The following is a 26,236-nucleotide window of genomic DNA, read 5'->3' as shown; positions in this document are numbered from 1 at the left end:
TGTTCCTGATTGCCGGCATGGCGCGACCCCCGTCTCGTTCCCGGGCACGGCACGTCCTGCCGGTCGGCCCGGCCGCCGGCGCGTAGAGCGCAGCGGTCGGAGACGGCGGCAGGGCGTTGCCGAGCGGAAGCGAGCTTGGAAGGCGCTGACCGACCGCGCGGCCCCTCGTCCGCTTTAACGCAAAGGCCGCAAGAAGGTTGTTATCCGGGCAATCTACGCGCAGCGGCGACCGAGGCGGCGGCGATCTTGGCCTCCCGCCGGGCGGTACGGACCGCGCGTCGCACCGAGCGCTGGCTCCTGTCGACCGCATGCGATGTCCGATAACGAAGACCCGGACGGCCCTCCGTGTCGACCGCCGCGAGGAGAAGCCCGCCGAGCAGGCCGAGGTTGCGCAGCAGTGGCTCGCGGCCGCCCCCCTCGGTGAGCGTGTGCGGCACGAGCCCGACGGCCAGCACCGCCGCGGCCGGACGGGTGAACCGTCCGGTGGCGAGGGCCAGGCCGGCCACCACGTCGGCGGCCGCCTTGACCCGGACCAGGGTGAGCGGATCGGTGGGAAGGCGTGGATCCGTCCGCTCGAGCAGCGGGGTCACCCGGTCGGTGAGCGAGCGGACCGCGTCGGCGCGGGTCTCCGGCCGGGCCAGGGTGCGAACGCCCTCCACGACGAAGATCGACGCGAGCAGGGCGCGGGCTGCGGTGCGTACGGGCCTCATCACCCGGTTATACCCGCAACCGCGGCCTCATACCGGCTGCGTTCTGAGGTAACGGCCGAAGTGCGGGACGGTGAACGCCACCGTTCCGCGTTCGCCGGAGTAGATGAGTCCCTTTTTGATCAGCGCATCGCGCGCCGGGGACAGGCTCGCCGGCTTACGACCCAGCGAGATCGCGATCTCCGACGTCGGCACCGCGGCGTCCATGTCGTTGCCCGGATCGTCGGAGAGCGCGGCCATGGCCCGCATGTACTCCCGCTCCGCCGGGGTGGCCCGCTCGAACCGCGACCCGAAGAAGCCGACCGCCAGCTCACCCTCCGCCTCCGGCGCGGCCACCCGCACGTCGTCGGCGGTGATCGGCGTCTGCGGGGCGTGGTCCCACGTCGCCTTCCCATAGGCCTGGACGAAGTACGGGTACCCGCCCGACTTCTCGTAGAGCAGGTCGAGCGCCTCCTGGTCGTACTCCACGCCCTCCCGCTCGGCCGGCACGCCGAGCGCCAGATCCGCCGCGTCCCGATCGAGCCGGTCGATCCGGGCGTAGCGGAAGAGCCGTTCCGAATAAGACTTGGCCGCCGACAGCACGGCCGGCAGATGGGGCAGCCCCGCACCCACCACGATCAGCGGCGCGCCCAGCTGGGACAGCTCGTGACAGGCCGCGCACAGCGCCGACACGTCGGTCGCGCTCAGGTCCTGCATCTCGTCGATGAACAGCGCGATCCCGGTCCCCACGTCGGTGGCCAGCGACGCCGCGTCGGTGAAGAGCTCGACCAGGTCGATCTCGATGTCACCCGAGTCGGCACGCCCGCGGGCCGCCGGCACGTCGATGCCCGGCGCCCAGCGATCGCGCAGTTTGGCGTTGCCGTCGTTGGCCCGTAGCGCGAACGCCTTGAGCACCCCGAGCACCTCGTCCACCCGGTCGGGGTCCCGATGATGCGGCGCCAGCTCGCGGATGGCCATGTGCAGCGCGCCGGAGACCGGGCGCCGCAGGGACTGGTCCGGGCGTGCCTCGATCTTGCCGGTGCCCCAGAGCCGCCCGATCGCGGCCGAGCGCAGGGTGTTGAGCAGCACCGTCTTGCCGACACCGCGCAGGCCGGTCAGGACCAGGCTGCGCTCCGGGCGGCCACGGGCCACCCGCTCCAGCACCACGTCGAAGACGTCCAGCTCGCGGCCGCGTCCGGCCAGCTCGGGTGGGCGCTGGCCGGCGCCGGGAGCGTACGGGTTCCGCACCGGATCCATGACGTAGCACCGTATCGGGCTCTCTAGCGTCAGCGCTAGAGTCCGCTCGATATCACCCTCTAAGCTGATCTAGCTCTGTCGCTAGAAAGCGCTAGACAGGCTCATACTCGCGCAGGCACAGAACGAAATCGACGTCGTCGTACTCAGTGTCGTAGTAGTACCACTTGGTGTATTTCGGGACTGTACCGCACTTTTTGACAGCATCCTTCTCGCCCGTGGTCCGGCCGTCGATGCGCTTCAAGATCTCGTAGGTGTTCGCCGTGCACACCACGATCCGCAGCTTGGGCTCGGTGTTCGAGCCCTCGTTACGGACACACTGGCCCTTCGCCGCGAACCGCGCGTCCGCACTGGGCTGCGGCCGGGCCCCCGGCGCGGCCGGCACCGTGGCCGCGGTGGCACCGCTGCCCGACGGCTCCTTCTTGTTGCCCAGTGTGAACCAGGCCGCGGTCGCGACGCCCCCGCCGATCAGCACGCTCAGCGCGGCGATCGTGGCGCCCATCGCGAAGCCGCGGCGGGCGGGCGGCTTCTTCCACTCCGGTTTCTGCCACTCCGGCGGCGGCACGAACGCCTGCTGCTGGGGGATGTCCTGCGCCTGACCGACCCACGGATCCGAGGGCTCCGAATACGGCTGCTCAGGGCTACCGCTCGGCCATGACTGACCGGGGTAAGGCCCGTTCTGCGACATCGGGGGTCCTTCCAGAAGCGGTCTGCGCCGCCTGACACCGTAGCGTGCGGCGGACAATCGGATACCTTTCACCTTCGTGTCGTCACAACTAGTGATCTTGTCGATGCTCTTCGGTGCCACGGCCGGCGCGTTCCTCCCCCGGATCGCCCACCGGCTGACCGTCCCCTTCGGCTCACCGGCCCGCTCCGCGTGTGGCCGATGCGGTGCGGGGTACCCATCAGGCGCGTCTGGCTGGATCCACGCCGGACCGGCCTGCGGCACCGGCGGACCCTGGCCTTCGGTGACGCTCGCGCTGATCGCCGGAATGCTGGCGGCGGCTCTCGGCCCGGCCCCGCAACTGCCGATCCACCTGCTCGCGGTGATTCCCGGACTGCTGCTGGCGATGATCGACCTCGGCTGTCTGCGCCTGCCCGACCGACTGGTCGGCATGATCGCTCTGGGCGCGGGCATCCCGCTCGGCCTGCTCGCGCCGGACCGGACCCTCCCGGCGCTGGCCGCGGGCCTGCTGGTCGGCGCCGCCTATCTGGCGATCGCCCTGCTACCCGGGCACGGACTCGGCCTCGGCGACGTGAAACTGGGGGCGGCACTGGCGTTCCTGCTCGGGTTCGCGGGCTGGCCGGCGGTGGCCGTCTGCCTCGGCACCGCCCACCTGCTCAACGGTGCTGTCGCCACCTGGTTGCTGGTGACCCGGAAGGGACGGCCCATCCCGTTCGGCCCGGCACTCCTCGCAGGCTTCGTCCTGGCGACGACAATCGTCGATCCCCGTTACAGCAACCTGAGCTGACGATCCTTCGGACGGGCGGGACCAGCCTCGCCCAGCTTCTCGAAGAGTCCGGAATCGATCACATCGAGGAACGGGGTGGGCCGCTGCTCCCGCTCACTGCCGTGCCGGAACCGCTTCGCCGAGCCGCTGACGTAGAGCCGGTCCTGGGCACGGGTCAAGCCGACGAAGAACAGCCGCCGCTCCTCGGCGACCTCCTCCTCCGACGGCGTCGAACCCGGCCAGCGCAGCGGCAGCAGCCCGTCCTCACAACCGACCAGGAACACCACCGGGAACTCCAGGCCCTTGGCGGCGTGCAGCGTCAGCAGGTTGACCGCGCCGGCCCGCGGATCCAGCGCGTCCACCTCGGCCCCGGTCGCCAGCTGCTGAAGGAAGAGCGGAAGATCGTCACCGGTCCGGTCGGCCAGCGGCAGCAACAGCTCGACGGCGAGCCGGACATCCTCGGGAGCCGGCTGCGCCCCGTCCAGAGTCGGCGCCGCGCACCGCTGGGCCAGCGTCTCACCGGCCGCTTTCACCCGGGCCCGCAACGGTCCACTCGCGCCTCCGGCATGCCGCAGCTCCCGGGCGATCTCCGGGACACCGGGACGGTCACGCAGCCGGTTGTGCGAGCGCTTCTGCACGGGAATTCCGGCGCGGGACAGTGCATCGACGATCGGCCCGGACTGCGCGTCCGTGCGGTACAGCACCGCGATGTCCGAGAACGACAGGTTGCCGACGGCCGCGGTACGGGAGTCGACCCGACCCGAGTCGAGCGATCGATGCGACAACCCGCCGACCAGCTCGTCGATCGTCCGGACCACGAAGTCGGCCTCGTCCGCGACGCTGCGGGCCGAATACCGGCCGACCAGGGAGGCCTCCGGATCCAGCCGGGCCGGGTCGAGCCGGCGGCCACTCACCAGGGTGGTCGGCGCGATCGCCTGCACGGCGGCGGCCAGGATCGGCGCCGACGACCGGTAGTTACGGGTCAGCCGAACCAGCCGGGCATCCACGAAGTCGGTGTTGAACCGAAGGAAATACTGCACGTCGGCGCCACGGAACGAGTAGATCGCCTGGTCCGGGTCGCCGATCGCACAGAGGTTGCCGTCCGGTGGGCTGAGCAGGCGCAAAAGCTGATACTGCAGCTCGTCGACGTCCTGGTACTCGTCCACGAAGATCCACTGCCAGCGGCGGCGGTACTTCTCGACCAGTGCCGGATCCTCGCGCAGCAGCGTCACCGGCACGCTGATCAGATCGTCGAGATCCACCAGATCCTGCTGGCGCAGCAGCTTGCGGTACGCAGCGTCGTCGTCCCCGGCCTGCTCCCGAGCCTGCGTCTGCTCGTGCTCGTCGGCGATCCGCCAGCTCGAACCGAGCCCGGCCGCCTTCGCGTTCTCCTTCAGCACGGTCAGGCCCAGCGCGTGGAACGTGCCCACGGTGATGTCCTCGGCCACGTCACCGAGCAGCGCCTCCAGACGCTCCTTCAGCTCCGCGGCGGCCCGCCGGGTGAACGTGATCGCCAAGCAGCGCTCGGGGAAGACACCCAGCTCGGCACAGAGGTACGCGATCCGGTGCGTCAGCGTCCGTGTCTTGCCCGTGCCCGGCCCCGCGACGATCAGCAACGGCCCGCCCGGCGCCGACGCGGCCACCCGCTGCATCGCGTCGAGACGGTCCAGCAGGCCGGTGCCGACCTCCTCCATCCCGGCGAGCATCGGCTCGAACGGTTCGTGCGGGCTCGGCGGCGGAGCCAGCGGCGGCGGGGCCGGCTTCTCCTTCGCCGGTTTCGCCTTCGCCTTCACCGGCTCGGCCTTCGGCTTCGGCAGCGTCGCGGGGAAGTCGAAGAGCGTCTCCGTCTGCGGAGCGCTGTTGCGGTTGCGCAGCTCACCCGGGTCGAACAGCGTGATCACGCCGTACTCGCCGTCATAGCCGGGCACTCGCCGCACATCGCCGCGCCGCAGTCGAGTGATCGCCTCCCGTAACTCCTCGCCGCCGGCCTTGCCGATCTCGTCGACCGGCACCTTCCGCAGAATGTCCAACTCCGCGCCGAGCGTCGCGACCAGGTGGTTCAGCTGGGACTCGACCGTCTTCGACTTCGGGCCCACACCGTGGATCTCGCCGAGGATCTCGTGCAACTGGATCAGGTGCTCGACATGGTCGTCCCGGTGGAACCCCAGCGGGCGGTCGGCCAGATCCTCGATGCGGCTCAGAACACCGACCGTCAACGGGCGGCCGCACTCCGGGCAACGGCCGTTCGCCGCACGGGTCTTCGCCGGCTCCCAGTTCACACCGCAGGCCCGGTGGCCGTCGGCGTGATACTTGCCCTCCTCCGGGAAGAACTCCAGCGTCCCGGCCAGGCCGATGCCGTCCTTCACCGCGAAGTAGTCCGGGGTGCCGGTGAACAGCGTGGCCTCGCGGGCCAGGGCCGCCGGGGAATGCGCATCAGAGTTCGAGACCAGGCGATACCGGTCGAGGCTGGAGACCCGCCAGTTCATTTCCGGGTCCGACGACAGGCCGGTCTCCACCGCGGTCACGTGCTCGGCCAGGTCGGCATAGCAGTCGGCGATCGCGTCGAAGCCCGACTTCGAGCCCAGCGCCGAGAACCACGGCGTCCAGATGTGCGCCGGGATCAGATAGCCGCCCGCCTCCAGGGTGATCTCCAGGAGGTCACGCGAGTCCAGTCCGAGGATCGGTCGGCCGTCCGCGGTCAGGTTCCCGATCCGTGACAGCGCCGTGTTGATCCGCTCCACCGACGCGAAGTCGGGAGCGTAGAGCAGGTGGTGCACCTTGCGGGTCTTGTCGTCGCGCTTGTAGATCGTCGAGATCTCCACGCTCAACATGAACCGGGCCGGCACGGTGCCACGCAGCGAGCCCGGGAGTCGCTTGGTCACCGGCTTCTCGTCGGTGAGCCGGAACAGGCCGGGCTCGGCCGGCTCCAGACTCTCCTTGAGGTGCTCGAACCAGGCCGGGTGGGTGAAGTCACCGGTACCCAGCAGGGCGATGCCCTTACGACGCGCCCACCACGCCAGGTTGGGCAGCGTCAGATCACGACTGCACGCCCGTGAAAAGCGCGAATGAATGTGCAGGTCCGCGACATACGTATCCGTGCTGACCTCCACACCTCGCATCCTGTCACGGCCGCCGGTCTCGCCAAGCTTCGCCACGCTCAAACACACTTACCGATCTTGATGGGTTATGCCGTACGCAATTCGATGACGGTGACCTGCGGGGGCGCGCCGACGCGCACCGGTGGACCCCAGAAACCCGCGCCGTTGGTCACGTAGACCGGCACGCCGTCCACCTCCCCGAAGCCGGAGACTACCGGCTGCTGGAGTTTCACGAGCAGGTTGAACGGGGCCATCTGGCCACCATGCGTATGACCCGAGACCTGCAGATCCACCCCGAACGGAGCGGCCTCCACGGCTGCCACCGGCTGATGGGCCATCAGGACCACCGGCCGGGCGGTGTCCCGGTCGCCCAGCGCGCGGGCGAAGTCGGGGGCGTCACCCTGCTCCTCGCCGCTCAGATCGTTCACGCCTGCCAGGTCCAGCCCGTTGATCGCCACCCGCTCGTTGCGCAGCGGCCGGATACCGAGCCGGGCCACCTCCTCGACCCACTCCTCGGCGCCCGAGTAGTACTCGTGGTTGCCGGTCACGAAGAACGCCCCGTGCCGCGACTCGATGCCGGCCAGCGGCGCGGCGAACCGGCCCAGCTCGGCCACACTGCCGTCGACCAGGTCGCCGACCACGCAGACCAGGTCGGCGTTCACCGAGTTGATCACCTGAACGATGCGCTGCGCGTGGTTCACACCGGTCAGCGGGCCGATGTGGATGTCGGAGACCACCGCCAGGCGGGTGCCGTCCATCGCTCGGGGAAGCTTCGCCATCGGAAGCTGGACCCGGTCGATCTGCGGGGCGCCGGTCGCGGTCTTCACCCCGTAGCCGGTGATGCCCGCGGCCGTCAGCCCGGCGAAGATCGCGGTGCCGCGGGCCAGCAGAAGCCGCCGCTCGATCCCACGCCGCTCCTCCGCGTCGCCCGCGGGCCCGTCGCCGGCGGGTGTCGACACTCCGCTCTCCGGCGTGCCCGCCTCGCTCGCCGGTCCGCCCGCGTCCGCTGGCGCGCCTTTGCTCGCCGCTCCGCTCGCGTCCGCTGGTCCGCCTTTGCTCGCCGCTCCGCCCGCGCCTGCTGGTCCGCCCGCGCCTGCCGCGCCGCCCGCGCCAGCCGGGTCGCGCCCGTTCCCGGCGGTTGCCGCCGCTCTGCTGTCGGCTCCGGGTCGGGTTTCCGCCGGTGGTCCGGGGGCTTCCACGGTTGCTGTCGCCTGGGGCGATGCCGCACCAGCCTGAGTGGTCGAGGCCGGTTGAGTGATGGCTGCCCCACCCGGACGCGTGGCCGCCTGCGACCTGCTGGCTGCGGGCTGCGTCTCCTCGGCGGGCCGGATCGGCGCCGGCACGTCGACGGTCTTCTGGGCGGTACGCCCGGAGCCCGCCCACAGACGCATCAGCAACAGTCGTGGAATCTCCAGGACCGCGAGCACCACCAGCAGGTAGAACATCACGGCGATCCAGAGGTATCCGGGCCACGACAGCCACATGAAGTAGCCCGCGCGAACCCCGATCATCGTCACCGGAGCGAGGACACAGAGCAGCACCGCCACGACCGTCCCGACGCGGCGCCCCAGGCCCGGCGGCAGTGGATCACGAACCAGTCGTTTCCACAGGTAGTAGTGGATCAGACCGATCCCGAGCAGAACCACCGCGAAGAACAGCAACAACCCAGACCCTCCCCAGCCGCCCACTCTCGTGGCCGAGCCCTTCAGCTTGCCCGACCAAGTGTCCCCGAACGCCCGAGCCTCCCGGCATCGGCGGCGTACCCGGCCCTCAGCGGTGTCTCAGCATCCGTGTGCCTTTCCCTAGGGCCGACGGTCCAGCCCCACGACACGGCGGGCTCGATCTGGAAGCCTGGCGCCATGGAACGGTTCCTCAGCCGCAGCGAAGCCTCCGCAGCCGTCGACGCCCAGGGCTGGCGTTTCGTGCTCGGCACTCTGCGCACGGCCGTGCCGGTCGGCTCGCTGGCCGAGGCCGTCACGGTGGCCGCCAGAGCTGTCGAGGCCTGCGGCCCGGCCGCCGACGAGCACCTGCGCCTGGACCTCCGCCCGCGCCACGTGAGCCTGACGTTGCGCCCGCAAGCCTTCGGAGGGGTGACGGCCCGTGACGCCGAGCTGGCCCACCTGATCACTGAGGCCCTCCACGCCCTCGGCCTGACGACGACCCCTGGCCGCCCCGCTCCTCCACCGCCGTCGGATACGTCCGCCCCTTTGGCTCCGCGCGCCCAGTTGACCCCGTCCGCCCAGTCAGCGCCGCCTGCCGTGTGGGCCCCGTCCGCTCAGTCGGACCCGCCTGCCGTGTCGGCCCGGTTCGCTCAGTCGGACCCGCCTGCCGTGTCGGCCCGGTTCGCTCAGTCGGACCCGCCCCCTCAGTTGGTCCCGTCCCCCGTGTCGGCTTCGCCCGCCCAGTCGGTCTCGCCCGCCGTGTCGTCCCCGCCGGCCCCGGCCCCGTCGTCGCGAGATGTCGGTCGGGATTGGACTGGACGGTCGGTGCAGGAGTGGGAGATCGCCATCGACGCGATGGACATCGCCTCGATACGGCCGTTTTGGAAGGCGGTGCTCGGATACGCCGACGAGCCGGGCAAACACGGCCCCGAGGACCGGCTCGTCGACCCGCTGCGCCAAGGGCCGGCGGTCTGGTTCCAGCAGATGTCCGAGCCTCGCCCGCAGCGCAACCGCATCCACTTCGACGTCAGCGTCCCGCACGATGAGGCGCCGGGCCGGGTAGCCACCGCCCTCGCGGCCGGCGGCCACCTGGTGTCCGGCGAGCGAGCTCCCTCTTTCTGGGTCCTCGCGGACCGAGAGGACAATGAGGTGTGCGTGACCACATGGCAGGGCCGCGACATCTGACCCGGCGAGGAGTGAGCTCGCCGCTGCCGTGCCATCCCCTGGAGGTGGGGCCGGGTCGCACGGTCGATGGGACTCGGGATCACAACAGCGCCCCGGAGAGCCAGCGGTCGGTGAGCGACGAGATTCGAGATCACCCGCAGCTCCGGCGGCCGCCCAGTGACGGGCTCGAGATCACGATGGCGCCCGGAGAGCCAGCGGTCGATGAGCGGTGGGCTCAAGATCACGACGGTGCCTCGGAGGGCCAGCGGCCGGTGAGGTGACGCGCGAGGAGCGCGGCGTGGGAGAGCGGGCTCGAGGTGTCGGCAGGGTCGCCGTTGGTGGTGTAGTCCAGAAGGACCAGACCGTCACCCGCCAGCCCACGGAGGCGGTCGACCAGGTCGGATGCCCGGTGCTCCAGCACCCACCGGTATGCCGGGAGATAGATCTGCCGCCGGGCGGTCGGATAGTCCAGCAGCGTCTCCCCTTGCAGCCCGGCACGGTGGCCGCGGACGGGACCATATCGGCGGACCGTGCGCTTCAGCCCGGTCATCGACGTCACCGACAGCTTGGCGGAGTCGACATCGGCCTGCTCGAAGACCTTGAGCGCCTGCCAGATGCCCTCCACCGAAGCGGCGACCGCCCCGGGAGTTAGCGGCACCGGGATGCCACCGTGCGGATAGAAGGGGCTCAACCGCACCCATGGCTCGGGCCCTCTGGAGGTCACGTCGATGATGGTGGCGCCCGGAAACGCCGCCCGGACCGACTCCGGCTTCCGCCGACGACTCGCGACATGAACCAGCATCGCAAACCTCCCTCAAGGCCTCGCCGAACATGCTGCCCGAGGGGTATGACAAAAGCGCCTGAGCTGCACAGACGTCCAAGCAGGCCAGGCATCACCCCAACCGCTTCACCGGCGCTCGGGTTCCCCTGCCGCCCTCTATGGGCGGCAACAGACCCCGGCCCGGCATCGGATGCACCAACCGTCGAGACAGATCTTGATCCGGCCGCCCGTCTCCGCCGGCCCGGGCCCCGATAAGACGAGCGGCACGCCTGCCGGTGGGCCGGCGGATCGACCTGTGGAGTCGTTCCGCTGGGCCGCGACCGGTTGAGGCTGGCGGCGCGCCTGAGGGTGAGGCGGTGAACCCACCTGTGGAGTCGCTCCGTTGGGCGGCGACGAAACCGGTGGCCCGCAACACCGCGAGCGAGGCCGTGGCCGCGACCCGGAGAGGCGAGCGGCACGCCCGCCGGAGCGGTGGTCAATCTGCGCTGCCGTTCCCACTGGGTCAAGACCCGGGGCAGGACAGGTGACACGCCCAACGGTGGGGACGCGGATCTACCGGTGCGCCCGTTCCCCGAACTCGCCGGACGGGGATTGGCGTCAGAGGCCTCGCGAAGAAGGCGGGCTACCTCGAAAGGCTATGAACCGAAGACCACGCTCAGCCTCCGGCGAAGGGTGGCAGAACGTCGACGGTGGCGTCGGACGGCAGAGCAGCCGCACGATCGTGACAGGTGAGGCCGTCGACGAGGAAACTCGCAGCCTTCATCACCAGAGCCAGCCGCTCCCCATGGCGCTCACTCAACAACCGTGTCAGCTCTTCCAGGCTGGCGGCCTCGACCGTCTCGCTGGACGTGCCGTGGGCAGCCGCTCGGGCCCCGGCGAAGTAGCGAACCGTGAGCAAGGCGCTCAGCCTCCGATCGCGGACATGGGTCGGGCAGGCTGGAGGAACTTCGGGTCGTCGATGCCGTGCCCCGCCCGTTTGCCCCGCATGGCGGCACGCCAGGCATCAGCGATCACCGAGTCGACGGCACCGCTGCGGAGCAGTTTGCGCAGGTCGCTCTCCTCGGTGGCGAAAAGGCAGTTGCGGATCTGACCGTCGGCGGTCAGACGTGTCCGGTCGCAGTCGCCGCAGAACGGGCGGGTCACGCTCGCGATCACGCCCACTCGGGCCGGCTCGCCCGCGGCGTCGACATAGCCAGGGATCAGCCACGTCTCGGCCGGCGCTGTTCCACGTGAAACATCGTCAGGCTGGAGGCTGAACGGCTCCAGTGCGGCCAGGATCTCCTCGGCGGTGACCATCTCGTGCCGATCCCACTGATGCTGGGCGTCGAGCGGCATCTGCTCGATGAAGCGGAGCTGATAGCCGTGATCGAGCGCGAACTGCAGAAGCTCCGGCGCCTCGTCGTCGTTGACCCCGCGCATCAGCACGGTGTTGATCTTCACGGGGGTGAGACCGGCGGCCGCCGCGGCGCGCAGCCCGGCCAGCACGTCGGAGTGCCGGTCGCGCAGGGTGAGCGTATGGAACCGCGCCGGATCGAGCGTGTCGAGCGAGACGTTGACCCGGTGCAGGCCGGCCTCGCGCAGGGACACGGCGATCCGGTCCAGCCCGATCCCGTTCGTCGTTACCGACAGTTTGGGCCGTGGATCCAGCCGGGCCGCCTCCGCCACGATGTCGACCAGGCCACGCCTGATCAGCGGTTCACCGCCGGTGAAGCGGACCTCGGTGACGCCGAGCTGCTCGACCGCGATCCGGACGAGCCGTTTCACCTCGTCGTCGGTGAGCTGCTGTGGCTTCGGCATCCACGCCAGACCCTCGGCGGGCATGCAGTAGGTGCAGCGCAGATTGCACCGATCCGTGAGCGACACACGGAGATCGGTGGCGATGCGACCGAAGCGGTCGGCGAGCACGGTCACACGCGCCGCCACTGCGGCTCGGCTGATCTCCGGGAGATGCGCACGAATCGAATCTAGCCGCTCGCCATGCGTACTGCCTCTAGGCATATCGTCCTGTGGACAACGCATCGGCCGCGGCTCGTACCCCGGATCGATATGTGCTGCCGAAGGCGGCGGTGTGGACGAGCCACAGATGTAGCTGGTGCAGCGGGATCCGCTCGCGCCAGCCGTCGGCCAGGGGCCATTCCTCCTGGTAGGCGGCGATGATCGTGTCCAGGTGCGGTGCCCCGCCGAACATCGCGAGCGTCGCCAGGTCGGTCTCACGGTGGCCACCGTGCGCGGCCGGGTCGACGAGCCAGGCGCGGCCGTCGGCGGCCCACAGCACATTCCCGGGCCACAGGTCGCCGTGGATGAGTGCGGGCGGTTCACTTCCGCCGTACCGCTGCATGGTCTTGATGATCTTCTCGATCGACGTCAGGTCGGAGCTTTCCAGCGCTCCGCGATCAAAGGCGATCTTGAGGTACGGGCTCAGGCGCCGCTCCGCGAACCAGGAGGCCCACGACACGCCGCGAGTGTTGTCCAGCGGAAGCGGCCCGATGTATCCCGGCAGCTCAGCCCCGAAGTCGTCGGCGCCGGACCGGTGTAGCCGGGCCAGATCGCGGCCGAATCGCGCGGCAGCCTCGGGGGTCGCTTCGCCCGGTTCGACCCATTCCATCGCGAGTATGTCGGGTAGCGCGACGAGCACCTCCGGCACCGGGACCGTCCCCGCCGCCCGCAGCCATCGCAGACCGGCCGCCTCGGCTGCGAACATGCCGGCCGGAGCCGGTCCGGTCGGCCACGTCTTCGCGAAGATCGACGCACCGTCGTCGAGGGTCAGCCGGCTGGCGGTGCAGACCCCCGAATGCACGGGAGTCTCGCGAATGCGTTGGTGTGTCAGAAATGTCGGTAAGTGCTCGGGGTGCGTGCGCAGGTACGCCATGTCCACCCGGTTATCTTGCGCTTCCCGTGACGTACGTCTCCATTTAGAGGCAAGATGGCGTCATGACCCCTGTCGTAGTGCGCTCGTACCGGCCGAGTGATCACTCCGCGTCCCGGCGTCTGTGGGGCGAGTTGTCCCGCCAGCACAACGAGATGTATGGCGAGCACAGGGACGACGGCGGTGCCGGGTTCGAGGAGTACCTCACCCGGCTGGACCTCTCCGGGCTGTGGGTTGCCGACCACGCCGACGACGGGGTGATCGGGATGGTCGGGCTGATCATGCGGGGCCGGGCCGGCGAAGTGGACCCGGTCGTGGTGACGATCACGCACCGGCACAAGGGCGTCGGCCGCAAGCTGCTGCAACACGTCGCCGCCGAGGCCAAGCGCCGCAGCATGACCGCGCTGACCATCTCGCCCGAGTCCCGCAACATCGACGCGATCCGCAGCCTGCACGCCGCCGGGTACGACGTGGTGTCGTCGATCGAGCTGACGATGGACCTGGAACGGCACACCCACCCGTGGCATCACGGCCTGGAGTTGCACGAGCTGCCCTTCCGGTCGTGAAAGCCGCCTAGCTGCGCTTTTCTGATCGGCTCCTGTGGACGGACCGGCGTGTCGTCCACAGGAAGCTAGCGAGGCAGGCGGCACGCCCCCGGAAACGGCCACGCTGGCCGGCATGAGAGCCGACACCACCCTCGTCGTCCGTACCTCCGCCGAGCTCGTCGCGGTCCTGCCGTTCCTGATGGGCTACCACCCGCACGAGACGGTCGCCCTGGTCGGCATGCGTGACGGCCGGATCGAGTTCGGCGCCTGCTTCGACCTGCCGCCGCCCGACATCGACGAGTCGGACCTCCGGATCGGGACCCGTGACGTGGCCGCCGGGGTCCTGCGACAGGAGCCGGAGCTCGTGGTGATCGTCGGCTACGGCCCGCCCGAGCGGATCACGCGGGTGGTGCTGCGGATCGCCGAGGTGCTCCAGACCGTCGGGGTCCGGATCGACGACGTGCTCCGGGTGCACGAGGGCCGCTGGTGGTCGTATGTCTGTGACGACCAGGAGTGCTGTCCGGCCGAGGGCACGCCGTGCCTGCCGTCGGACAGTGTGATCGCGGCCGAGGCCACCTACCGCGGTCAGGTGGCCCTGCCCAGCCGCCGTGACCTGGTCGCACAGGTGTCGTCGGTGGACGGTCCGGCCCGGCTCGCCATGACCGCCGCCACCGACCGGGCCCGCAGCCGCTTCAACGGTCTTCTGGAAGCCGACGGGGCCACCAAACGGATTCGGCAGGCCGGCCGTCTCGCCGTCCGCGAGGCCGAGAAGCGCTACCGCTCCGGAGGGGTCCTCACCGACGCCGAGACGGCCTGGCTCGGAGTGCTGCTGACCGACCTCTCGGTGGAGGACTACGCCGTCGACCGGACCGGCGAGCAGGAGTGGCGGGCCGGGCTCTGGACCGACGTGCTGCGCCGGGTCGAGCGGGTGTATGTGCCGGCGCCCGCCTGCCTGCTCGGCTTCACCGCCTGGCAGCTGGGCCGCGGCTCCCTGGCCCGGGTCGCCGTGGACCGGGCCCTGGAGGTGGAGCCCGGCCACGAGCTCGCCGGCATGCTGCATCAACTGCTCGGGTTCGCCATCTCCCCCGCCATGGTGCGGCGGTGGCGGCGGTGATCGATCGGTCAGGGACGCTCGGTCTCCTGCCGGACCGTCTCCGCCCCGAGATCGCCGGGCTCCCCGGCCGAGCGCAGCTCGGGGGACGGCGTCGGAGTGTCCGCCACCCTGTGCAGGCCCGGCACGCGGTCCTCGACCACGAAGGTGGCCCTGGTGTGCGCCGCCGCGCCCGGCCTCGTGACGTAGGGCAGCACCACGAAGTCGGCGGTCAGCGACTCGGCGGTGATCCGGGTCCGGACGTAACCGCGCTGGTTGTTGTAGAACCGCAGGTGCGGGTTCCACGCCGCCCAGCTGTGGTTGCCGCTCGCCACGTCGGCCCCGTCGCCGCCCGAGGTGATCGAGGAGCAGACCAGCTCGGTGCCGACGGTCCGCGAGGTCGGGTCGTTCCAGTCCAGCTTGAGCTCGTCGGCCCAGTGCGCGTGCACGTCACCGGTGAGCACCACCGCGTTGCGGACACCGGCGTCCACCCAGCCACGGGTGATGCGGGCGCGCGAGCCCTGATATCCGTCCCACGAGTCCATGCTCAGCACCTTTTGCGGGCCGGAGTTGTTGTCCCGCTGCCCGAAGAAGACCTGTTGGCCCAGGATGTCCCAGCGGGCGGTGGAGCGCCGGAAACCGTCGAGCAGCCACGCCTCCTGCTGCGCGCCGGTGATGGTGCGGGCCGGGTCGGCAGCCGCGGGACAGTCCTTGTAGCCGTCACCGCAGCCCTGGTCGTCCCGGTACTGCCGGGTGTCGAGCATGTGAAAGGTGGCCAGCCGCCCCCAGTGCAGTCGGCGGTACAACTGCATGTCGATGCCCTTCGGGACCGACGTCCGGCGCAGCGGCATGTTCTCGTAGTACGCCTGGAACGCGGCGGCCCGGCGGGCGAGGAAGCCCGGGTCGGGCTGCTCGGGCACCTCGTCGGCCCAGTTGTTCTCGGTCTCGTGGTCGTCCCACACCACCGCCCACGGCGCGACGGCGTGCGCCGCCTGCAGATCCGGGTCGGTCTTGTACTGAGCGTGCCGCTGCCGGTAGTTCGCCAGCGTGACGGTCTCCGGGCCCTCGTGGTCGCGCGGGTTGCCGCCGGGGATGTTGTAGGTGTCGGGGGCGTACTCGTACTGGTAGTCGCCCAGGTGCAGGATCAGGTCCGGCGCGTCCTCGGCGAGCCGGCGATAGGCGGTGAAGTAGCCGTGCTCGAACTGCGAGCACGAGACGAACGCCATCGCCAGCGCCGCCTCACGGGCCCACCGTGCCGGAGCGGTACGGGTCCGGCCCACCGGCGAGATCCAGCGCTCGGCCCGGAAGCGGTAGAAGAACTCCCGGCCCGGCGCCAAACCGTCCAGCTCGACGTGCACGCTGTGCGCGCGGTCCGGCCGGGCCGCGGTGACACCCCGGCGGACGACCTTGCGGAACCGTTCGTCGGCGGCGAGCTCCCAGACGATCGGCACGGTTCGGTACGGCATGCCGCCCAGGCCGTCCTCGGCCAGTGGCGACGGGGCGAGTCGGGTCCACAGCACGAAACCGTCCGGCGACGGGTCACCGGAGGCGACGCCGAGGGTGAACGGGTCGGTCTGCAGTGGGCCCCGGTACGGCGTGGCGGCCCCGGCCAGCGGGATGACGGTGACGGCGCCGGCGGCCGAGGTCAGCAGGGTGCGGCGAGATATCGGCATGCGTCGAAGCGTTGGCGACGCGGGTTAACGACAACTGGTCAGACGGTGACGCGATGAGCCCCGGCATAGATGTTCATCTTCGGTTCGCGGAGGAATCCGACAAGTGTCATGCCGGATTCCTCGGCCAGCTCGACGGCAAGCGTGCTGGGCGCGGAGACCGCCGCCAACAGGGGCAGCCCGGCCATCCAGGCCTTCTGTGTGAGCTCGAAGCTGGCCCGGCCGGACACCAGCAGGACGTGACCGGCCAGCGGCAGCCGGCCCTCGCGCAGCGCCCAGCCGATCACCTTGTCGACCGCGTTGTGCCGGCCCACGTCCTCGCGCAACACCAGCAGGTCGCCGGCCGCATCGAACAGGCCGGCCGCGTGCAGCCCTCCGGTCCGGTCGAAGGTGCGCTGCGCCGCCCGGAGCTTGGCCGGCAACCCGGCCAGCGTCAGCGCCGGGATCGCCAGGGGATCCGCGGCCACGTCGAAACGCGACCTGGTCCGCACCGCGTCGATGCTGGCCTTGCCGCACACCCCGCACGAGCTGGTGGTGTAGAAGTTGCGGCTCGGATCGGTCACCGGCGGCGGCACACTCGGATCGAGGACCACATCCACCACGTTGTACGTGTTCGGCGTGTCGGTGCCGGCGCAGAGCTGTGCCGTCGTCACGTCCGAGGCCTCACCGATGACGCCCTCACTGAGCAGGAACCCCATCGCGAGGTCGATGTCGTGGCCGGGTGTGCGCATGGTCACTGCGAGCGGCCGCTTTCGCAGCCGGATCTCCAGTGGCTCCTCGGCGGCGAGGTGATCCTGGCGGCTCCTGCTGCTGCCCGACGGTGCGGTGACATCGACGGTCACCACCGTGCGACGACTCGCGGTCCTGCTCATAGCGGGAGCTTACGGGGTCCCCCGAAGGCGTCGAACCGAGCGCGTGGTCACACCCGCCACCCGCTCGGGATACGGTACTCACGTGGGGGGATTCGCGGCGGTGGTCTTGGCCGGTGGTGCGGCACGGCGAATGGGCGGTGCCGACAAGCCGACCCTGACGGTGGCCGGCCAGTCGATGCTCACCCGGGTGCTGGCGGCGGTGCACGACGCCGACCCCCGGGTGGTGGTCGGGCGAATACCCGCTGACTTCCCCGTCCCAGTGCACGTGACCCGCGAGGAACCCGCTGGTGGCGGGCCGGTTGCGGCTGCCGCGGCGGGGCTGGCCCTGGTGCCCGCGCACGTCACCTTCACCGCTCTGCTCGCCGCCGACCTGCCTCTGCTGACCGGCGAGGCGGTCGACGTGCTGCGGCTCACTCTGGAGTCCGCGCCGATGGAGGGCGCCGTCTACCGGGACACCGACGGGCATCTGCAGACCCTCTGCGGGGTGTGGCGGACGGCCGGGCTGCGGGCCGCTCTCGGTCGGGTCGCCGAGTCCCGGGGCGGATTGCACGGCGCGCCGGTGCGGGCGCTGCTGGAGCATGCCCGGGTGGCCGAGGTGTCCTGGCGACGGCCCGGGCCGCCACCCTGGTTCGACTGCGACACCGACGACGATCTACGGACGGCGGAGGAGTGGGCTCGATGAGCGAGATGGACGACTGGGTCGCCGAGGTCAGCGCCGAGTTGGGGCTGGACGGGGCCGTCGTGCCGGTGAAGGACGTGCTCGACGTGGCCCGGGATGTGGCGCACAACGTCCTGCGGCCGGGGGCGCCGGTCTCGGCGTACCTCCTGGGGCTCGCCGTCGCCGGGGGCGCCGACCCGTCCGAGGCAGCCGCCAAGATCAGCGCCCTGGCCCTGCGCCGCTCGACGCCGGGCTGACCGACGGTCCGATCGGCTTCCACCCTGGACATCGGGGATAGGGATGGGACGGGCGTCCACGGCCTGTCGTCGCTCGATAGGGTGACGGGAACGGAGGTGCGATCATGACGGCAGAAGGCGCCGCGGGCGACACATACGAGGGCGTGCTGCTCGACGAGCCGACCACGGCCGATCTACGGGCCAAGGTCACCCAGGCGTGGCGCGAGTTCGCCAGTGCCCTGGCCGGGTTGTTGCCGACCCTGGCCCCGGGTCATATGTCGATCTCACCCTCGACCCCACCGCTTCGGGCACCGGCACCGCGGTCTACTCGGTGAGCATCCGCATCCTGCCCGACGGCGTCGTCGAGGCGCTCGCGGTGGGCAATGCGGCGCTCCCCCAGGAGTACCGGATGGATCGGGCGGCCGTCGCCGACCTGGTCGCGCTGGGCTGGTCGCCGCCGGGGGTGCTGGCCGGGTCCGGTGACTCGTTCGGGATGCGCACCTCGCAGGACAGGGCCGGCTCGCTGGCCACCGCCGTGACCCGGGCGCTGCGTGACGTCTACGGCGCACCGCACCCGGCGTTCCTGGTGTATCTGGTGCACGACGAGGACGACGAGCCGATCGACTCCACCCCGCTGGGCACCGCGCGGCACGAGCCGAGCATCGAGATCGCCCTCGACGCGCTGGACGACGAGGATGCTCTGAACCGTGCTCTGGCCGGCGTCACCGAGGACGTGGTGCCGCTGGAGGAGCGGGTCCGTACGGTCGTCGCCACCATGTCCAAGACCACGATCGACCAGCTCCAGGTGGACACCGACGGGGACATCGGCATCCGGGCCGGCTCGGCGATGGTCTTCGTGCGGGTGCGCGACAATCCGCCCCTGGTGGACGTCTTCTCACCGATTCTGACCGAGGTGGAGCCGACCGAGCAGCTCTACGTGAAGCTGTCCGAGCTGACCAACCGCATGCCGATCGGTCGGCTCTACTGCGCGCAGGACACGGTGTGGGCGTCGATCCCGGTGTTCGGCCGTAATTTCCAGGCGACCCACCTGATGCTCGCCGTGCAGGTGATGACCGGGCTGGCCGACGAGCTTGACGACCGGTTGCACGGTGAGTTCGGCGGCAAGCGGTTCTTCGGCGAGGGCGACAAGCCGGCCGCTCCGAAGGCCGAGGACGACGAGGGCCACCGCCCCGGCATGTACCTCTGAACGCCTCTCGGACGGGTCAGACCGCCGGGATGGCGGTCGGCTTCTCGACCAGCCGAGACAGGACCACCATGCTGCGGGTGGACGTGACGAACGGCTCCGCCCGCAGCCGCTCCAGTGCCTGCTCGAGGTGCCCGATGTCGGCCGCCCGTAGGTGAACGAGCGCGTCCGCCTGCCCGGAGACCGTGTACGCCCCGATGACTTCCGGATGTCGCCGGGTGGCCACCGTGATCTGTGCCGGTGTGGTCCGCCCGGTGCAGAACAACTCGACGAACGCCTCGGTGGTCCACCCGACGGCGCTCGGCTCGATGACGGCCGTGAATCCCTTGATCACCCCGGACGAGCGAAGTCGATCGACACGCCTCTTCACGGCGGGCGCGGACAGCGAGACCTTGGCGCCGATCTCGGCATACGAAGCGCGGGCATCGGCGACGAGTAACGCAACGATTCGCTGGTCGACGGCGTCCATCTGCAACGATTCGCCTCCGAGGAGCAATACTTCGAGCTGTTTGCTGCAACGCAGCCTACCTACTCTTTAACCTCATGAGCTACACGGAGCGCTTGCCGCGAAACAGGACATATCTGATGTGTCCCCCTCAGCATTTCACGGTGGAGTACGCCATCAACCCGTGGATGGACACCACCGTCGCGGTCGACTCCGGCTTGGCCCTGAAGCAGTGGGACCACCTTCGCACGACGCTCCTCGGCCTCGGCCACGTCGTGCACGTCCTGGACCCCGAGCCCGGTCTGCCCGACATGGTCTACTCGGCGAACGGCGCCTTCTCCGTCGACGGCACCGTCTACGGCGCCCGCTTCAAATACCCGCAGCGCTCCGCCGAGGCCCTCGCCCACCAGGCGTTCTACATGGCCGCTGACAGTTGGCGGTTTGTCGCTCCGGAGCAGGTCAACGAGGGTGAGGGCGACTTCGCCTACCTGCCCGGCGCCTACGGTGGCATCGTCCTCGCGGGCTACGGCTTCCGCACCGACCCGGCAGCGCACGCCGAGGCGCAGGAGGCTCTCGGCCGCCCGGTGATCTCGCTGCGCCTGGTCGATCCGGCCTTCTACCACCTGGACACCGCGCTCGCCGCCCTCGACGACCGGCACGTCACCTACTACCCGGGCGCGTTCTCGCAGGCGTCACAGCGGGTGCTCGCCCAGCTCTTCCCGGACGCGGTGCTCGCCGACCGTGAGGACGCCGAAGCCTTCGGCCTCAACCTGGTCAGTGACGGCCGGAACGTGATCCTCAACACGGAGGCCGTGGCGATGGGCCACAAGGTGCGTGACGCCGGATACCTCCCTGTTCATGTCGACCTGTCGGAGCTCAAACGTGGCGGCGGAAGCGTGAAGTGTGCCGTCGCCGAACTACGCCCCTGAAGCGCACCAACCACACGAGCATCGCGCGAAGCCGTGCGCAAAGATGGATCGCATGACCGACGACACCCGCACCACTGAGCACAAGGAAGACGGCTCCGTCATCGTCGTGGGCCCCGACGGCCGCCCGATGGGCACGGTCGAGGCGGACGGCTCGCTCACCCCGGAGGAGCCGGGCAACCTCATCGAGCAGCCGGCGAAGGTCATGCGCATCGGCAGCATGATCAAGCAGCTGCTCGAGGAGGTGCGGGCCGCTCCGCTCGACGAGGCCAGCCGGGGCCGGCTGCGGGAGATCCACCAGCGTTCCATCACCGAGCTCGAGGACGGTCTCGCCCCCGAGCTGCGTGAGGAGCTCGAGCGCCTCTCCCTGCCCTTCGAGGGCGAGACCCCGCCGAGCGAGTCCGAGCTGCGCATCGCCCAGGCCCAGCTCGTCGGCTGGCTGGAGGGACTCTTCCACGGCATCCAGGCCGCGCTCGTCGCCCAGCAGATGGCTGCACGCCTTCAGCTCGAGCAGATGCGCGGCGGCGTCCCCGGGCGCCCGGCACTGCCGATGGGCGTCATCCCTGGCAAGCCGGGCCAGCCCGACATTCTGGGAAACACAGGTCAATACCTCTGATCTGGTACGGCCACCCCGCCCTCGCCGAACCAGCCCGTCCCGTAGCTCCCGCGCGACGCCCACCCCGGTCGAGGCCGCAGCGCGCCTACCGGGCTGAGGCGTCGGCGACGCGACCGATGCGGTGATGCGGCGCCTGCCGCGCTTCCACGCCACCGTCCGTTCCGGTGCGGCCGCCACCGCTGTCTCGACCCGCCCGGGACAGCGGTGGTCCCGGCTGCTTCGTCGCCGCGGGTGAGGATGAGCGGGGACGGGACACGCCGTGGGCCACCGCATCAGCCCGGCGGACGCGCTGCGGTCCGCACCACGAGCCGACGTCGCGCGGGAGCCACGGGACAGGACAGTTGCGGCGAGGGGCGGCCGGACCCGTACCGAAGAGTCAGAGATCGAACAGGGACGTCAGGTAGGCCGCGACGCCGTCGGCATCGTTGGTGCCGGTGACGTCGTCGGCGACCGCGCGCAGCGCCGGATGGGCATTGCCGACGGCGACCCCGCGACCCGCCCAGCTCAGCAGCGGAATGTCGTTGGGCATGTCGCCGAAGGCGACGACCTGGTCGGCGGTGATGCCGTGACGCTCGCAATACCAGGCGAGGCCGGCGGCTTTCGTCACGCCGGCGGCGGAGATCTCCACGAGCGCGGACGACGACGACCGGGTGGCCTCGGCCCGGTCACCGAGAGTGCGGCTGACCAGCTCCAGGAAGTCGTCGGGGTCGGCAGTCGACGAGCGGGCCAGCAGCTTGACGGCCGGGACCGAGGTCAGCTCCTCCGGCGCGGCGATCACCCGCACCCGGCGGTCGTGCTCCCACCGGATCGTCCACGTCTCCTCGTGCAGGAACGCCCGCCCGTCCTCGATCTCGACGGCCAGCGAGATGTCCGGCACGGTGTCACGCAGCGTCTTGGTGACCTCGAACAGCAGGTCGACCGGGAGTGGCGTCGCCTGCAACACCTCATCGGTGTGCGGGTCGTAGATGACCGCCCCGTTGGCGCACACCGCGGGCAGCGGGGCCGGCAACTGGTCGTAGAGCTGGGCGAGCCACCGCAGCGGCCGGCCGGTCACCACGACCACCGGGACCGGCACGCGGGCGAGGACATCGAGCGTGCGCGGGCTGAGTGTCCGCTCGCTGGTGATCAGCGTGCCGTCGATGTCGGACGCGATCAGGCGAAAGGCGTCCTCGTGCAAAGATCCCATCACCGCGACAATAGCCGGTCCAGATACACGGCCACGCCGTCCTGATCATTGGCGAGCGTCACATCGTCGGCGACGGCCAGCAGTGTGGGATGGGCGTTGGCGACGGCCACCCGGCCCCAGCCGGCCCAGGCGAACATCGGCAGGTCGTTGGGCATGTCGCCGAAGACCAGGACGTCCGACGGGTCGACCCCGACCGACTCGGCGACCACCGACAGGCCGGAGCCCTTGTCGACGCCGGCCGGGCAGATCTCCACGTAGTCGAGGCCCGCCTGGGTGACCGTCGCGAGATCGGACGGCACCACCCGGTGTGCCAGCTCGAGGAGGGTGTCGACGTCGAGCTCGAAGGACCGGGCGAACGCCTTGATCACCTCGCCGGTCAGGCACTCGGCACGGGTCTTCGACTCGACGGTGACCGGATAGCGCCAGGTCGGGTCGTAGTCGCCCCAGAGCGGGGAGTCGTCGTGCTCCAGGGCCTCGAACATGACCGACAGCGGGCCCGCCACCGACTCGAGCGCGCCGAGGGCCTCACCCAGGGCCCGGCCGGGCAGGCGGGCCTGGCGCAGGTAACGGGACTCCTCCAGGTCGAGCACCCAGCCGCCCTGGGCCAGCACCAGGAAGTCGGCGACCCGGATGTCGTCACGGGTGAGCGAGGTGAGACGCGGGCCGCGGCCGGTGGCGGCGACGATGCGGATGCCGGCGGCCCGGACCCGGTCGAGCACCTCATGTGTATACGCCGAGACGGTGTCGTCACTACGGACGAGTGTGCCGTCCAGATCTGTGGCGACCAGCTTGGGAAGCCCAGGCCTCATCGAAACCTCCGTGGGTCGGCTGACCCCCGCGGAGGGCGGAAGGAAAACGTTACACCCGATCGGCTACCAGCATCTATGACAACTGGTAGCCGATCGCTTGCGTCTAGGTCAACGAACGGGTTCGAGGATGTCCCGGCCGCCGAGGAACGGCTGGAGCGCCTTCGGTACGCGCACCGACCCGTCCGGCTGCTGGTGGTTCTCCAGGATCGGGATCAGCCAACGGGTCGTCGCGAGGGTCCCGTTGAGGGTCGCGGCGGTCTGCGGCTTGCCGTTGTCGTCCCGGTACCGCACGTTGAGGCGGCGGGCCTGGAACGTGGTGGTGTTCGACGTCGAGGTGACCTCGCGATACCGCTGTTGCGACGGCACCCACGCCTCGCAGTCGAACTTGCGGACCGCGCTCGACCCGAGATCGCCGGCGGCCACGTCGATCACCCGGTACGGGATCTCGACCTTGGCCAGCATCTCCTCCTCCATGGCGAGCAGGCGCAGGTGCTCCTCGGCGGCGTCCTCCGGCCGGCAGAAGGAGAACATCTCCACCTTGTCGAACTGATGCACGCGGAGGATGCCCCGCACGTCCTTGCCGTGCGAGCCGGCCTCACGGCGGTAACACGACGACCAGCCCGCGTAGCGGCGAGGCCCGTTCAGCTCGAGGATCTCGTTCGAGTGGTACGCCGCGAGCGCCACCTCCGAGGTGCCGACCAGGTAGAGATCGTCGGCCTCGAGCCGGTAGACCTCGCTGGCGTGGGCGCCCAGGTAGCCGGTGCCCTCCATCGACTCGGGCCGGACCAGCGTCGGCGTGATCGACGGGATGAATCCGTGCTCGACCGCCTGCTGGATGGCCAGCTGCAGCATGCCGAGCTGGAGCAGGGCGCCCACCCCGGTCAGGAAGTAGAACCGCGACCCGGACACCTTCGCGCCACGCTCGGTGTCGATGGCGCGCAGCGCCTCACCGATCTCCAGGTGGTCTTTCGGCTCGGCGATCTGCGGCTTGTCGCCGACCTCACGCAGCACGACGAAGTCGTCCTCGCCACCGGGCGGCGCACCCTCCACCACGTTCGACACGGCCAGGTGTGCCCGCTTGAGCGCCTGCTCCGCCTCGCCCGCGGCGGCCTCGGCCGCCTTCACTTCGAGAGCGAGATCCTTGGTACGGGCCAGCAGCGCCGCCCGCTCGTCCCCGGAAGCCTTCGCGACCTCCTTACCGATGGACTTCTGCTCGGCGCGGACCGTCTCGAACCGCTGGGTAGCGGCCCGGCGCTCCTCGTCGGCGCTCAGCAGAGCATCCACGAGCTCGGTGGACTCACCGCGCAGCCGCTGGCTGGCGCGGATCAGGTCGGGGTCTTCACGAAGCAGACGCAGGTCAATCACGGTTGTCGAGCCTACCGGCGTCCTGGTCCGATCAGCACACGGATATCCCCCGTGTCACGATCGGTGCGGCTGGTCCAGCTCACCGGGGGAGGAGGCGAACGGTGTCGCCGGTGTGATGGTCATGTCGAGTCCGTCGTCGTGTTCGAGGACCGGTGGCTCGGGCGCCGTCCGGACGGCCCGCTCGGGCAGCCAGAGCGCGACCAGGGCGAGACCCACGGCGGCCAGGGCGCACCACACCCCGCGCCCGTATGTCGTCTGCACCGCCTCGGAGCCGGTGAAGTCATAGGCCGTGAAGAACTTCGGGATGACAGCGCTCGCGTCGCCCAGGTGGTGCGCCAGCGACACGAGCAGCGCGACCAGGACACCGCCGACGGCGAGACCCGCGACCTTCGTATACGCCCGGCCGGGCCCCGGGCCGAACAGGGTGAGCACGACCGCGACCACCAGCACGATCAATCCGAGCAGATAGCCGGCGCCCATGCCGCCGAGGTCGAGGAGGTTGGCGATCAGCACCCGCGGCTCCGCCGGCTGCTCGCCGTCGCCCTCCTGCACGTTGATGGTGGTCGTCTGCCACTCGGAGATCAGTGAGCCGAAGGCCGAGAGCGCGCTGAGCCCGGCGACGAGCACCGGCAGTCGTCTGTCACGTCCCAGGTCACGAAAGATCGTCCGCCGGGGCTTCTCGTCGCCGCCGCCGAAGGTGATCACCGACTCCTCCATGGGATCCATGATGACCCCTGGCGCGGTCCGCGGACCAACGGGCGGCATATCGGATAGCGTTCTGCGTATGCCTATTCGTTCTTCTTCAGCCCGCTGGGAAGGGAACCTCACCGAGGGTTCCGGCACCGTCAAGACCGGCAAGGGTGGCCTCTCCGGCGCCTACTCCTTCAAGTCGCGTTTCGAGGAGGGCGAGGGGACCAACCCCGAGGAACTGATCGCCGCCGCGCACGCCGGCTGCTACTCGATGGCCTTCTCCAAGGGCCTCGCCGACGCCGGCTTCACGCCGACCTCGGTGGAGACCGTGGCCAAGGTCCACCTGGACAAGACCGACGCCGGCTTCGGCGTCTCCCGTATCGACCTGGAGACGGTCGGCGACGTCCCCGGCATCGACGACGCGAAGTTCCAGGAGCTCGCCGAGTCCGCCAAGGAGAACTGCCCGATCTCGCGGCTGCTCAAGCCGGGCGCCGAGATCAGCCTGGTCGCGAAGCTCGCCTGAGACAGTCCCCGGCGCGGCCGCGATCGGCCGCGCCGGGAACCCGGGCACAATGGGTCGTGTGCCGGTCGATATGAGTCCTGAACGCTTCGAGGAGTTGGTGGGCGAGGCGCTCGACGAGGTGCCCGTCGAGCTGATGTCGCTCATGAACAACGTGGTCTTCCTGGTCGAGGATCTGCCGCCGGGTGGTGGCGACGATCTTCTCGGGCTGTATGAGGGCACCGCGCTGACCGAGCGCGGCTGGGACTACGCCGGCGCGCTGCCCGACCGGATAACGATCTTCCGGCTGCCCACGCTCAAGATGTGCGACTCCGAGGAGGACGTGGTCGACGAGGTGGCCGTGACGGTGGTCCACGAGATCGCCCACCATTTCGGCATCGACGATCAGCGGCTGCACGACCTCGGCTGGGGCTGAACAGAGGGCTCGCAGTTGTCGGCCGGCC

General features: G+C 70.3%; 26 protein-coding genes and 1 pseudogene. 11 read left to right on the top strand and 16 right to left on the bottom strand.

Going from position 1 to position 26,236, the window contains the following annotated elements; genetic code table 11:
* Positions 1–200 precede the first annotated feature (200 nt).
* The 3 genes from ACQPZW_RS48825 to ACQPZW_RS48815 form a co-directional block, all read right to left on the bottom strand.
* Complete coding sequence (locus ACQPZW_RS48825; RefSeq protein ID WP_433792771.1) at positions 201–710, bottom strand: DoxX family protein; 510 nt, start codon at positions 708–710, stop codon at positions 201–203.
* A 27-nt stretch (positions 711–737) separates the two neighbouring features.
* Positions 738–1,943, bottom strand: coding sequence for an AAA family ATPase (locus ACQPZW_RS48820; RefSeq protein ID WP_433792770.1), 1,206 nt, complete (start codon positions 1,941–1,943; stop codon positions 738–740).
* 91 nt (positions 1,944–2,034) lie between these two features.
* Entirely contained in the window at positions 2,035–2,628 is a 594-nt protein-coding gene (locus ACQPZW_RS48815; protein ID WP_433792769.1) for an LppU/SCO3897 family protein, read from the bottom strand.
* 280 nt (positions 2,629–2,908) lie between these two features.
* On the opposite strand from ACQPZW_RS48815, the gene ACQPZW_RS48810 reads away from it, so the two are divergent.
* Positions 2,909–3,412 carry a prepilin peptidase gene (locus ACQPZW_RS48810; RefSeq protein WP_433792768.1) on the top strand — a complete coding sequence of 168 codons (504 nt, stop codon included), beginning with the start codon at positions 2,909–2,911 and terminating at the stop codon, positions 3,410–3,412.
* Here the strand turns inward: ACQPZW_RS48810 and ACQPZW_RS48805 are convergent.
* Both ACQPZW_RS48805 and ACQPZW_RS48800 read right to left on the bottom strand, forming a co-directional pair.
* Positions 3,394–6,510, bottom strand: coding sequence for a UvrD-helicase domain-containing protein (locus tag ACQPZW_RS48805; protein WP_433797873.1), 3,117 nt, complete (start codon positions 6,508–6,510; stop codon positions 3,394–3,396). The two genes, ACQPZW_RS48810 and ACQPZW_RS48805, sit on opposite strands and share 19 nt — an antisense overlap.
* A 65-nt stretch (positions 6,511–6,575) precedes the next feature.
* Complete coding sequence (locus ACQPZW_RS48800) at positions 6,576–8,153, bottom strand: metallophosphoesterase (RefSeq protein ID WP_433792767.1); 1,578 nt, start codon at positions 8,151–8,153, stop codon at positions 6,576–6,578.
* Positions 8,154–8,348: 195 nt separating this feature from the next.
* Here ACQPZW_RS48800 and ACQPZW_RS48795 point away from each other — a divergent pair, with 195 nt between their 5' ends.
* A complete protein-coding gene (locus ACQPZW_RS48795; RefSeq protein WP_433792766.1) occupies positions 8,349–9,335 on the top strand; it encodes a VOC family protein in 987 nt (328 codons plus the stop codon).
* A 220-nt stretch (positions 9,336–9,555) separates the two neighbouring features.
* Here the strand turns inward: ACQPZW_RS48795 and ACQPZW_RS48790 are convergent, their stop codons facing one another.
* The 4 genes from ACQPZW_RS48790 to ACQPZW_RS48775 all read right to left on the bottom strand — a co-directional run bounded on the left by ACQPZW_RS48790 (position 9,556) and on the right by ACQPZW_RS48775 (position 12,970).
* Entirely contained in the window at positions 9,556–10,116 is a 561-nt protein-coding gene (locus ACQPZW_RS48790) for a DUF6939 family protein (RefSeq protein WP_433792765.1), read from the bottom strand.
* Positions 10,117–10,750: 634 nt separating this feature from the next.
* On the bottom strand, positions 10,751–10,993 hold the full coding sequence (locus ACQPZW_RS48785; protein WP_433792764.1) for a MoaD/ThiS family protein: 243 nt from the start codon (positions 10,991–10,993) through the stop codon (positions 10,751–10,753).
* A gap of 5 nt (positions 10,994–10,998) precedes the next feature.
* A complete protein-coding gene (gene moaA / locus ACQPZW_RS48780) occupies positions 10,999–12,006 on the bottom strand; it encodes a GTP 3',8-cyclase MoaA (RefSeq protein WP_433797872.1) in 1,008 nt (335 codons plus the stop codon).
* A 79-nt stretch (positions 12,007–12,085) separates the two neighbouring features.
* The gene (locus ACQPZW_RS48775; RefSeq protein ID WP_433792763.1) at positions 12,086–12,970 is read right to left on the bottom strand and encodes a fructosamine kinase family protein; all 885 of its coding nucleotides are present in this window, start codon (positions 12,968–12,970) and stop codon (positions 12,086–12,088) included.
* 56 nt (positions 12,971–13,026) lie between these two features.
* Between ACQPZW_RS48775 and ACQPZW_RS48770 the strand changes: the two genes are divergently transcribed.
* Both ACQPZW_RS48770 and ACQPZW_RS48765 read left to right on the top strand, forming a co-directional pair.
* Positions 13,027–13,527: a GNAT family N-acetyltransferase gene (locus ACQPZW_RS48770; RefSeq protein ID WP_433792762.1), complete on the top strand. Its 501-nt coding sequence runs from the start codon at positions 13,027–13,029 to the stop codon at positions 13,525–13,527.
* Between the two features lie 112 nt (positions 13,528–13,639).
* Positions 13,640–14,620, top strand: a complete 981-nt coding sequence (locus ACQPZW_RS48765) for a DUF4192 domain-containing protein (RefSeq protein ID WP_433792761.1) — start codon at positions 13,640–13,642, stop codon at positions 14,618–14,620.
* An 8-nt stretch (positions 14,621–14,628) separates the two neighbouring features.
* On the opposite strand, the gene ACQPZW_RS48760 is transcribed toward ACQPZW_RS48765, so the two are convergent.
* Together ACQPZW_RS48760 and fdhD are read right to left on the bottom strand one after the other, a co-directional pair.
* Positions 14,629–16,269 (bottom strand): alkaline phosphatase D family protein, encoded by a 1,641-nt coding sequence (locus tag ACQPZW_RS48760; RefSeq protein WP_433792760.1) that lies wholly within the window; start codon positions 16,267–16,269, stop codon positions 14,629–14,631.
* A 38-nt stretch (positions 16,270–16,307) separates the two neighbouring features.
* Positions 16,308–17,138 carry a formate dehydrogenase accessory sulfurtransferase FdhD gene (fdhD, locus tag ACQPZW_RS48755; protein ID WP_433792759.1) on the bottom strand — a complete coding sequence of 277 codons (831 nt, stop codon included), beginning with the start codon at positions 17,136–17,138 and terminating at the stop codon, positions 16,308–16,310.
* Positions 17,139–17,238: 100 nt separating this feature from the next.
* Between fdhD and mobA the strand changes: the two genes are divergently transcribed.
* From mobA to ACQPZW_RS48740, 3 genes and pseudogenes are all read left to right on the top strand, one after another.
* Positions 17,239–17,820, top strand: coding sequence for a molybdenum cofactor guanylyltransferase (gene mobA / locus ACQPZW_RS48750; protein WP_433797871.1), 582 nt, complete (start codon positions 17,239–17,241; stop codon positions 17,818–17,820).
* On the top strand, positions 17,817–18,053 hold the full coding sequence (locus ACQPZW_RS48745) for a DUF6457 domain-containing protein (RefSeq protein ID WP_433792758.1): 237 nt from the start codon (positions 17,817–17,819) through the stop codon (positions 18,051–18,053). Before mobA ends, ACQPZW_RS48745 begins: the two co-directional genes overlap by 4 nt.
* A 104-nt stretch (positions 18,054–18,157) precedes the next feature.
* A pseudogene (locus ACQPZW_RS48740) lies at positions 18,158–19,239 on the top strand (T3SS (YopN, CesT) and YbjN peptide-binding chaperone 1).
* A gap of 16 nt (positions 19,240–19,255) precedes the next feature.
* On the opposite strand, the gene ACQPZW_RS48735 reads toward ACQPZW_RS48740, so the two are convergent.
* A complete protein-coding gene (locus ACQPZW_RS48735) occupies positions 19,256–19,711 on the bottom strand; it encodes an Lrp/AsnC family transcriptional regulator (protein ID WP_433792757.1) in 456 nt (151 codons plus the stop codon).
* Between the two features lie 68 nt (positions 19,712–19,779).
* Between ACQPZW_RS48735 and ddaH the strand changes: the two genes are divergently transcribed.
* The gene (gene ddaH, locus ACQPZW_RS48730; RefSeq protein ID WP_433792756.1) at positions 19,780–20,610 is read left to right on the top strand and encodes a dimethylargininase; all 831 of its coding nucleotides are present in this window, start codon (positions 19,780–19,782) and stop codon (positions 20,608–20,610) included.
* A 52-nt stretch (positions 20,611–20,662) separates the two neighbouring features.
* A complete protein-coding gene (locus ACQPZW_RS48725; RefSeq protein ID WP_433792755.1) occupies positions 20,663–21,223 on the top strand; it encodes a bacterial proteasome activator family protein in 561 nt (186 codons plus the stop codon).
* A 376-nt stretch (positions 21,224–21,599) separates the two neighbouring features.
* Here ACQPZW_RS48725 and ACQPZW_RS48720 read toward each other — a convergent pair whose 3' ends face one another.
* The 4 genes from ACQPZW_RS48720 to ACQPZW_RS48705 all read right to left on the bottom strand — a co-directional run bounded on the left by ACQPZW_RS48720 (position 21,600) and on the right by ACQPZW_RS48705 (position 25,300).
* On the bottom strand, positions 21,600–22,409 hold the full coding sequence (locus tag ACQPZW_RS48720; protein ID WP_433792754.1) for a Cof-type HAD-IIB family hydrolase: 810 nt from the start codon (positions 22,407–22,409) through the stop codon (positions 21,600–21,602).
* The gene (locus tag ACQPZW_RS48715; RefSeq protein WP_433792753.1) at positions 22,409–23,218 is read right to left on the bottom strand and encodes an HAD family hydrolase; all 810 of its coding nucleotides are present in this window, start codon (positions 23,216–23,218) and stop codon (positions 22,409–22,411) included. Before ACQPZW_RS48715 ends, ACQPZW_RS48720 begins: the two co-directional genes overlap by 1 nt.
* Positions 23,219–23,326: 108 nt before the next feature.
* Complete coding sequence (gene serS, locus ACQPZW_RS48710) at positions 23,327–24,583, bottom strand: serine--tRNA ligase (protein WP_433792752.1); 1,257 nt, start codon at positions 24,581–24,583, stop codon at positions 23,327–23,329.
* A gap of 54 nt (positions 24,584–24,637) precedes the next feature.
* A complete protein-coding gene (locus ACQPZW_RS48705) occupies positions 24,638–25,300 on the bottom strand; it encodes a hypothetical protein (RefSeq protein WP_433792751.1) in 663 nt (220 codons plus the stop codon).
* 67 nt (positions 25,301–25,367) lie between these two features.
* Here ACQPZW_RS48705 and ACQPZW_RS48700 point away from each other — a divergent pair, with 67 nt between their 5' ends.
* Positions 25,368–25,796: an OsmC family protein gene (locus ACQPZW_RS48700; protein ID WP_433792750.1), complete on the top strand. Its 429-nt coding sequence runs from the start codon at positions 25,368–25,370 to the stop codon at positions 25,794–25,796.
* 49 nt (positions 25,797–25,845) lie between these two features.
* Positions 25,846–26,208: a metallopeptidase family protein gene (locus tag ACQPZW_RS48695; RefSeq protein ID WP_433792749.1), complete on the top strand. Its 363-nt coding sequence runs from the start codon at positions 25,846–25,848 to the stop codon at positions 26,206–26,208.
* Positions 26,209–26,236: the final 28 nt, after the last annotated feature.

It is taken from the genome of Actinoplanes sp. CA-252034 (assembly GCF_050956125.1).
Lineage (GTDB): Bacteria > Actinomycetota > Actinomycetes > Mycobacteriales > Micromonosporaceae > Actinoplanes.
This window is presented reverse-complemented; position numbering and strand designations above follow the sequence as displayed.

What these genes read in the sequence shown, in the direction of transcription:
- ACQPZW_RS48825 (WP_433792771.1), bottom strand. Translation starts at nt 710, where the DNA reads ATGAGGCCCGTACGCACCGCAGCCCGCGCCCTGCTCGCGTCGATCTTC.
- ACQPZW_RS48820 (WP_433792770.1), bottom strand. Translation starts at nt 1,943, where the DNA reads ATGGATCCGGTGCGGAACCCGTACGCTCCCGGCGCCGGCCAGCGCCCA.
- ACQPZW_RS48815 (WP_433792769.1), bottom strand. Translation starts at nt 2,628, where the DNA reads ATGTCGCAGAACGGGCCTTACCCCGGTCAGTCATGGCCGAGCGGTAGC.
- ACQPZW_RS48805 (WP_433797873.1), bottom strand. Translation starts at nt 6,510, where the DNA reads ATGCGAGGTGTGGAGGTCAGCACGGATACGTATGTCGCGGACCTGCAC.
- ACQPZW_RS48795 (WP_433792766.1), top strand. Translation starts at nt 8,349, where the DNA reads ATGGAACGGTTCCTCAGCCGCAGCGAAGCCTCCGCAGCCGTCGACGCC.
- ACQPZW_RS48790 (WP_433792765.1), bottom strand. Translation starts at nt 10,116, where the DNA reads ATGCTGGTTCATGTCGCGAGTCGTCGGCGGAAGCCGGAGTCGGTCCGG.
- ACQPZW_RS48770 (WP_433792762.1), top strand. Translation starts at nt 13,027, where the DNA reads ATGACCCCTGTCGTAGTGCGCTCGTACCGGCCGAGTGATCACTCCGCG.
- ACQPZW_RS48765 (WP_433792761.1), top strand. Translation starts at nt 13,640, where the DNA reads ATGAGAGCCGACACCACCCTCGTCGTCCGTACCTCCGCCGAGCTCGTC.
- ACQPZW_RS48760 (WP_433792760.1), bottom strand. Translation starts at nt 16,269, where the DNA reads ATGCCGATATCTCGCCGCACCCTGCTGACCTCGGCCGCCGGCGCCGTC.
- fdhD (WP_433792759.1), bottom strand. Translation starts at nt 17,138, where the DNA reads ATGAGCAGGACCGCGAGTCGTCGCACGGTGGTGACCGTCGATGTCACC.
- ACQPZW_RS48745 (WP_433792758.1), top strand. Translation starts at nt 17,817, where the DNA reads ATGAGCGAGATGGACGACTGGGTCGCCGAGGTCAGCGCCGAGTTGGGG.
- ddaH (WP_433792756.1), top strand. Translation starts at nt 19,780, where the DNA reads ATGAGCTACACGGAGCGCTTGCCGCGAAACAGGACATATCTGATGTGT.
- ACQPZW_RS48725 (WP_433792755.1), top strand. Translation starts at nt 20,663, where the DNA reads ATGACCGACGACACCCGCACCACTGAGCACAAGGAAGACGGCTCCGTC.
- ACQPZW_RS48720 (WP_433792754.1), bottom strand. Translation starts at nt 22,409, where the DNA reads ATGGGATCTTTGCACGAGGACGCCTTTCGCCTGATCGCGTCCGACATC.
- ACQPZW_RS48715 (WP_433792753.1), bottom strand. Translation starts at nt 23,218, where the DNA reads ATGAGGCCTGGGCTTCCCAAGCTGGTCGCCACAGATCTGGACGGCACA.
- ACQPZW_RS48705 (WP_433792751.1), bottom strand. Translation starts at nt 25,300, where the DNA reads ATGGAGGAGTCGGTGATCACCTTCGGCGGCGGCGACGAGAAGCCCCGG.
- ACQPZW_RS48700 (WP_433792750.1), top strand. Translation starts at nt 25,368, where the DNA reads ATGCCTATTCGTTCTTCTTCAGCCCGCTGGGAAGGGAACCTCACCGAG.
- ACQPZW_RS48695 (WP_433792749.1), top strand. Translation starts at nt 25,846, where the DNA reads ATGGGTCGTGTGCCGGTCGATATGAGTCCTGAACGCTTCGAGGAGTTG.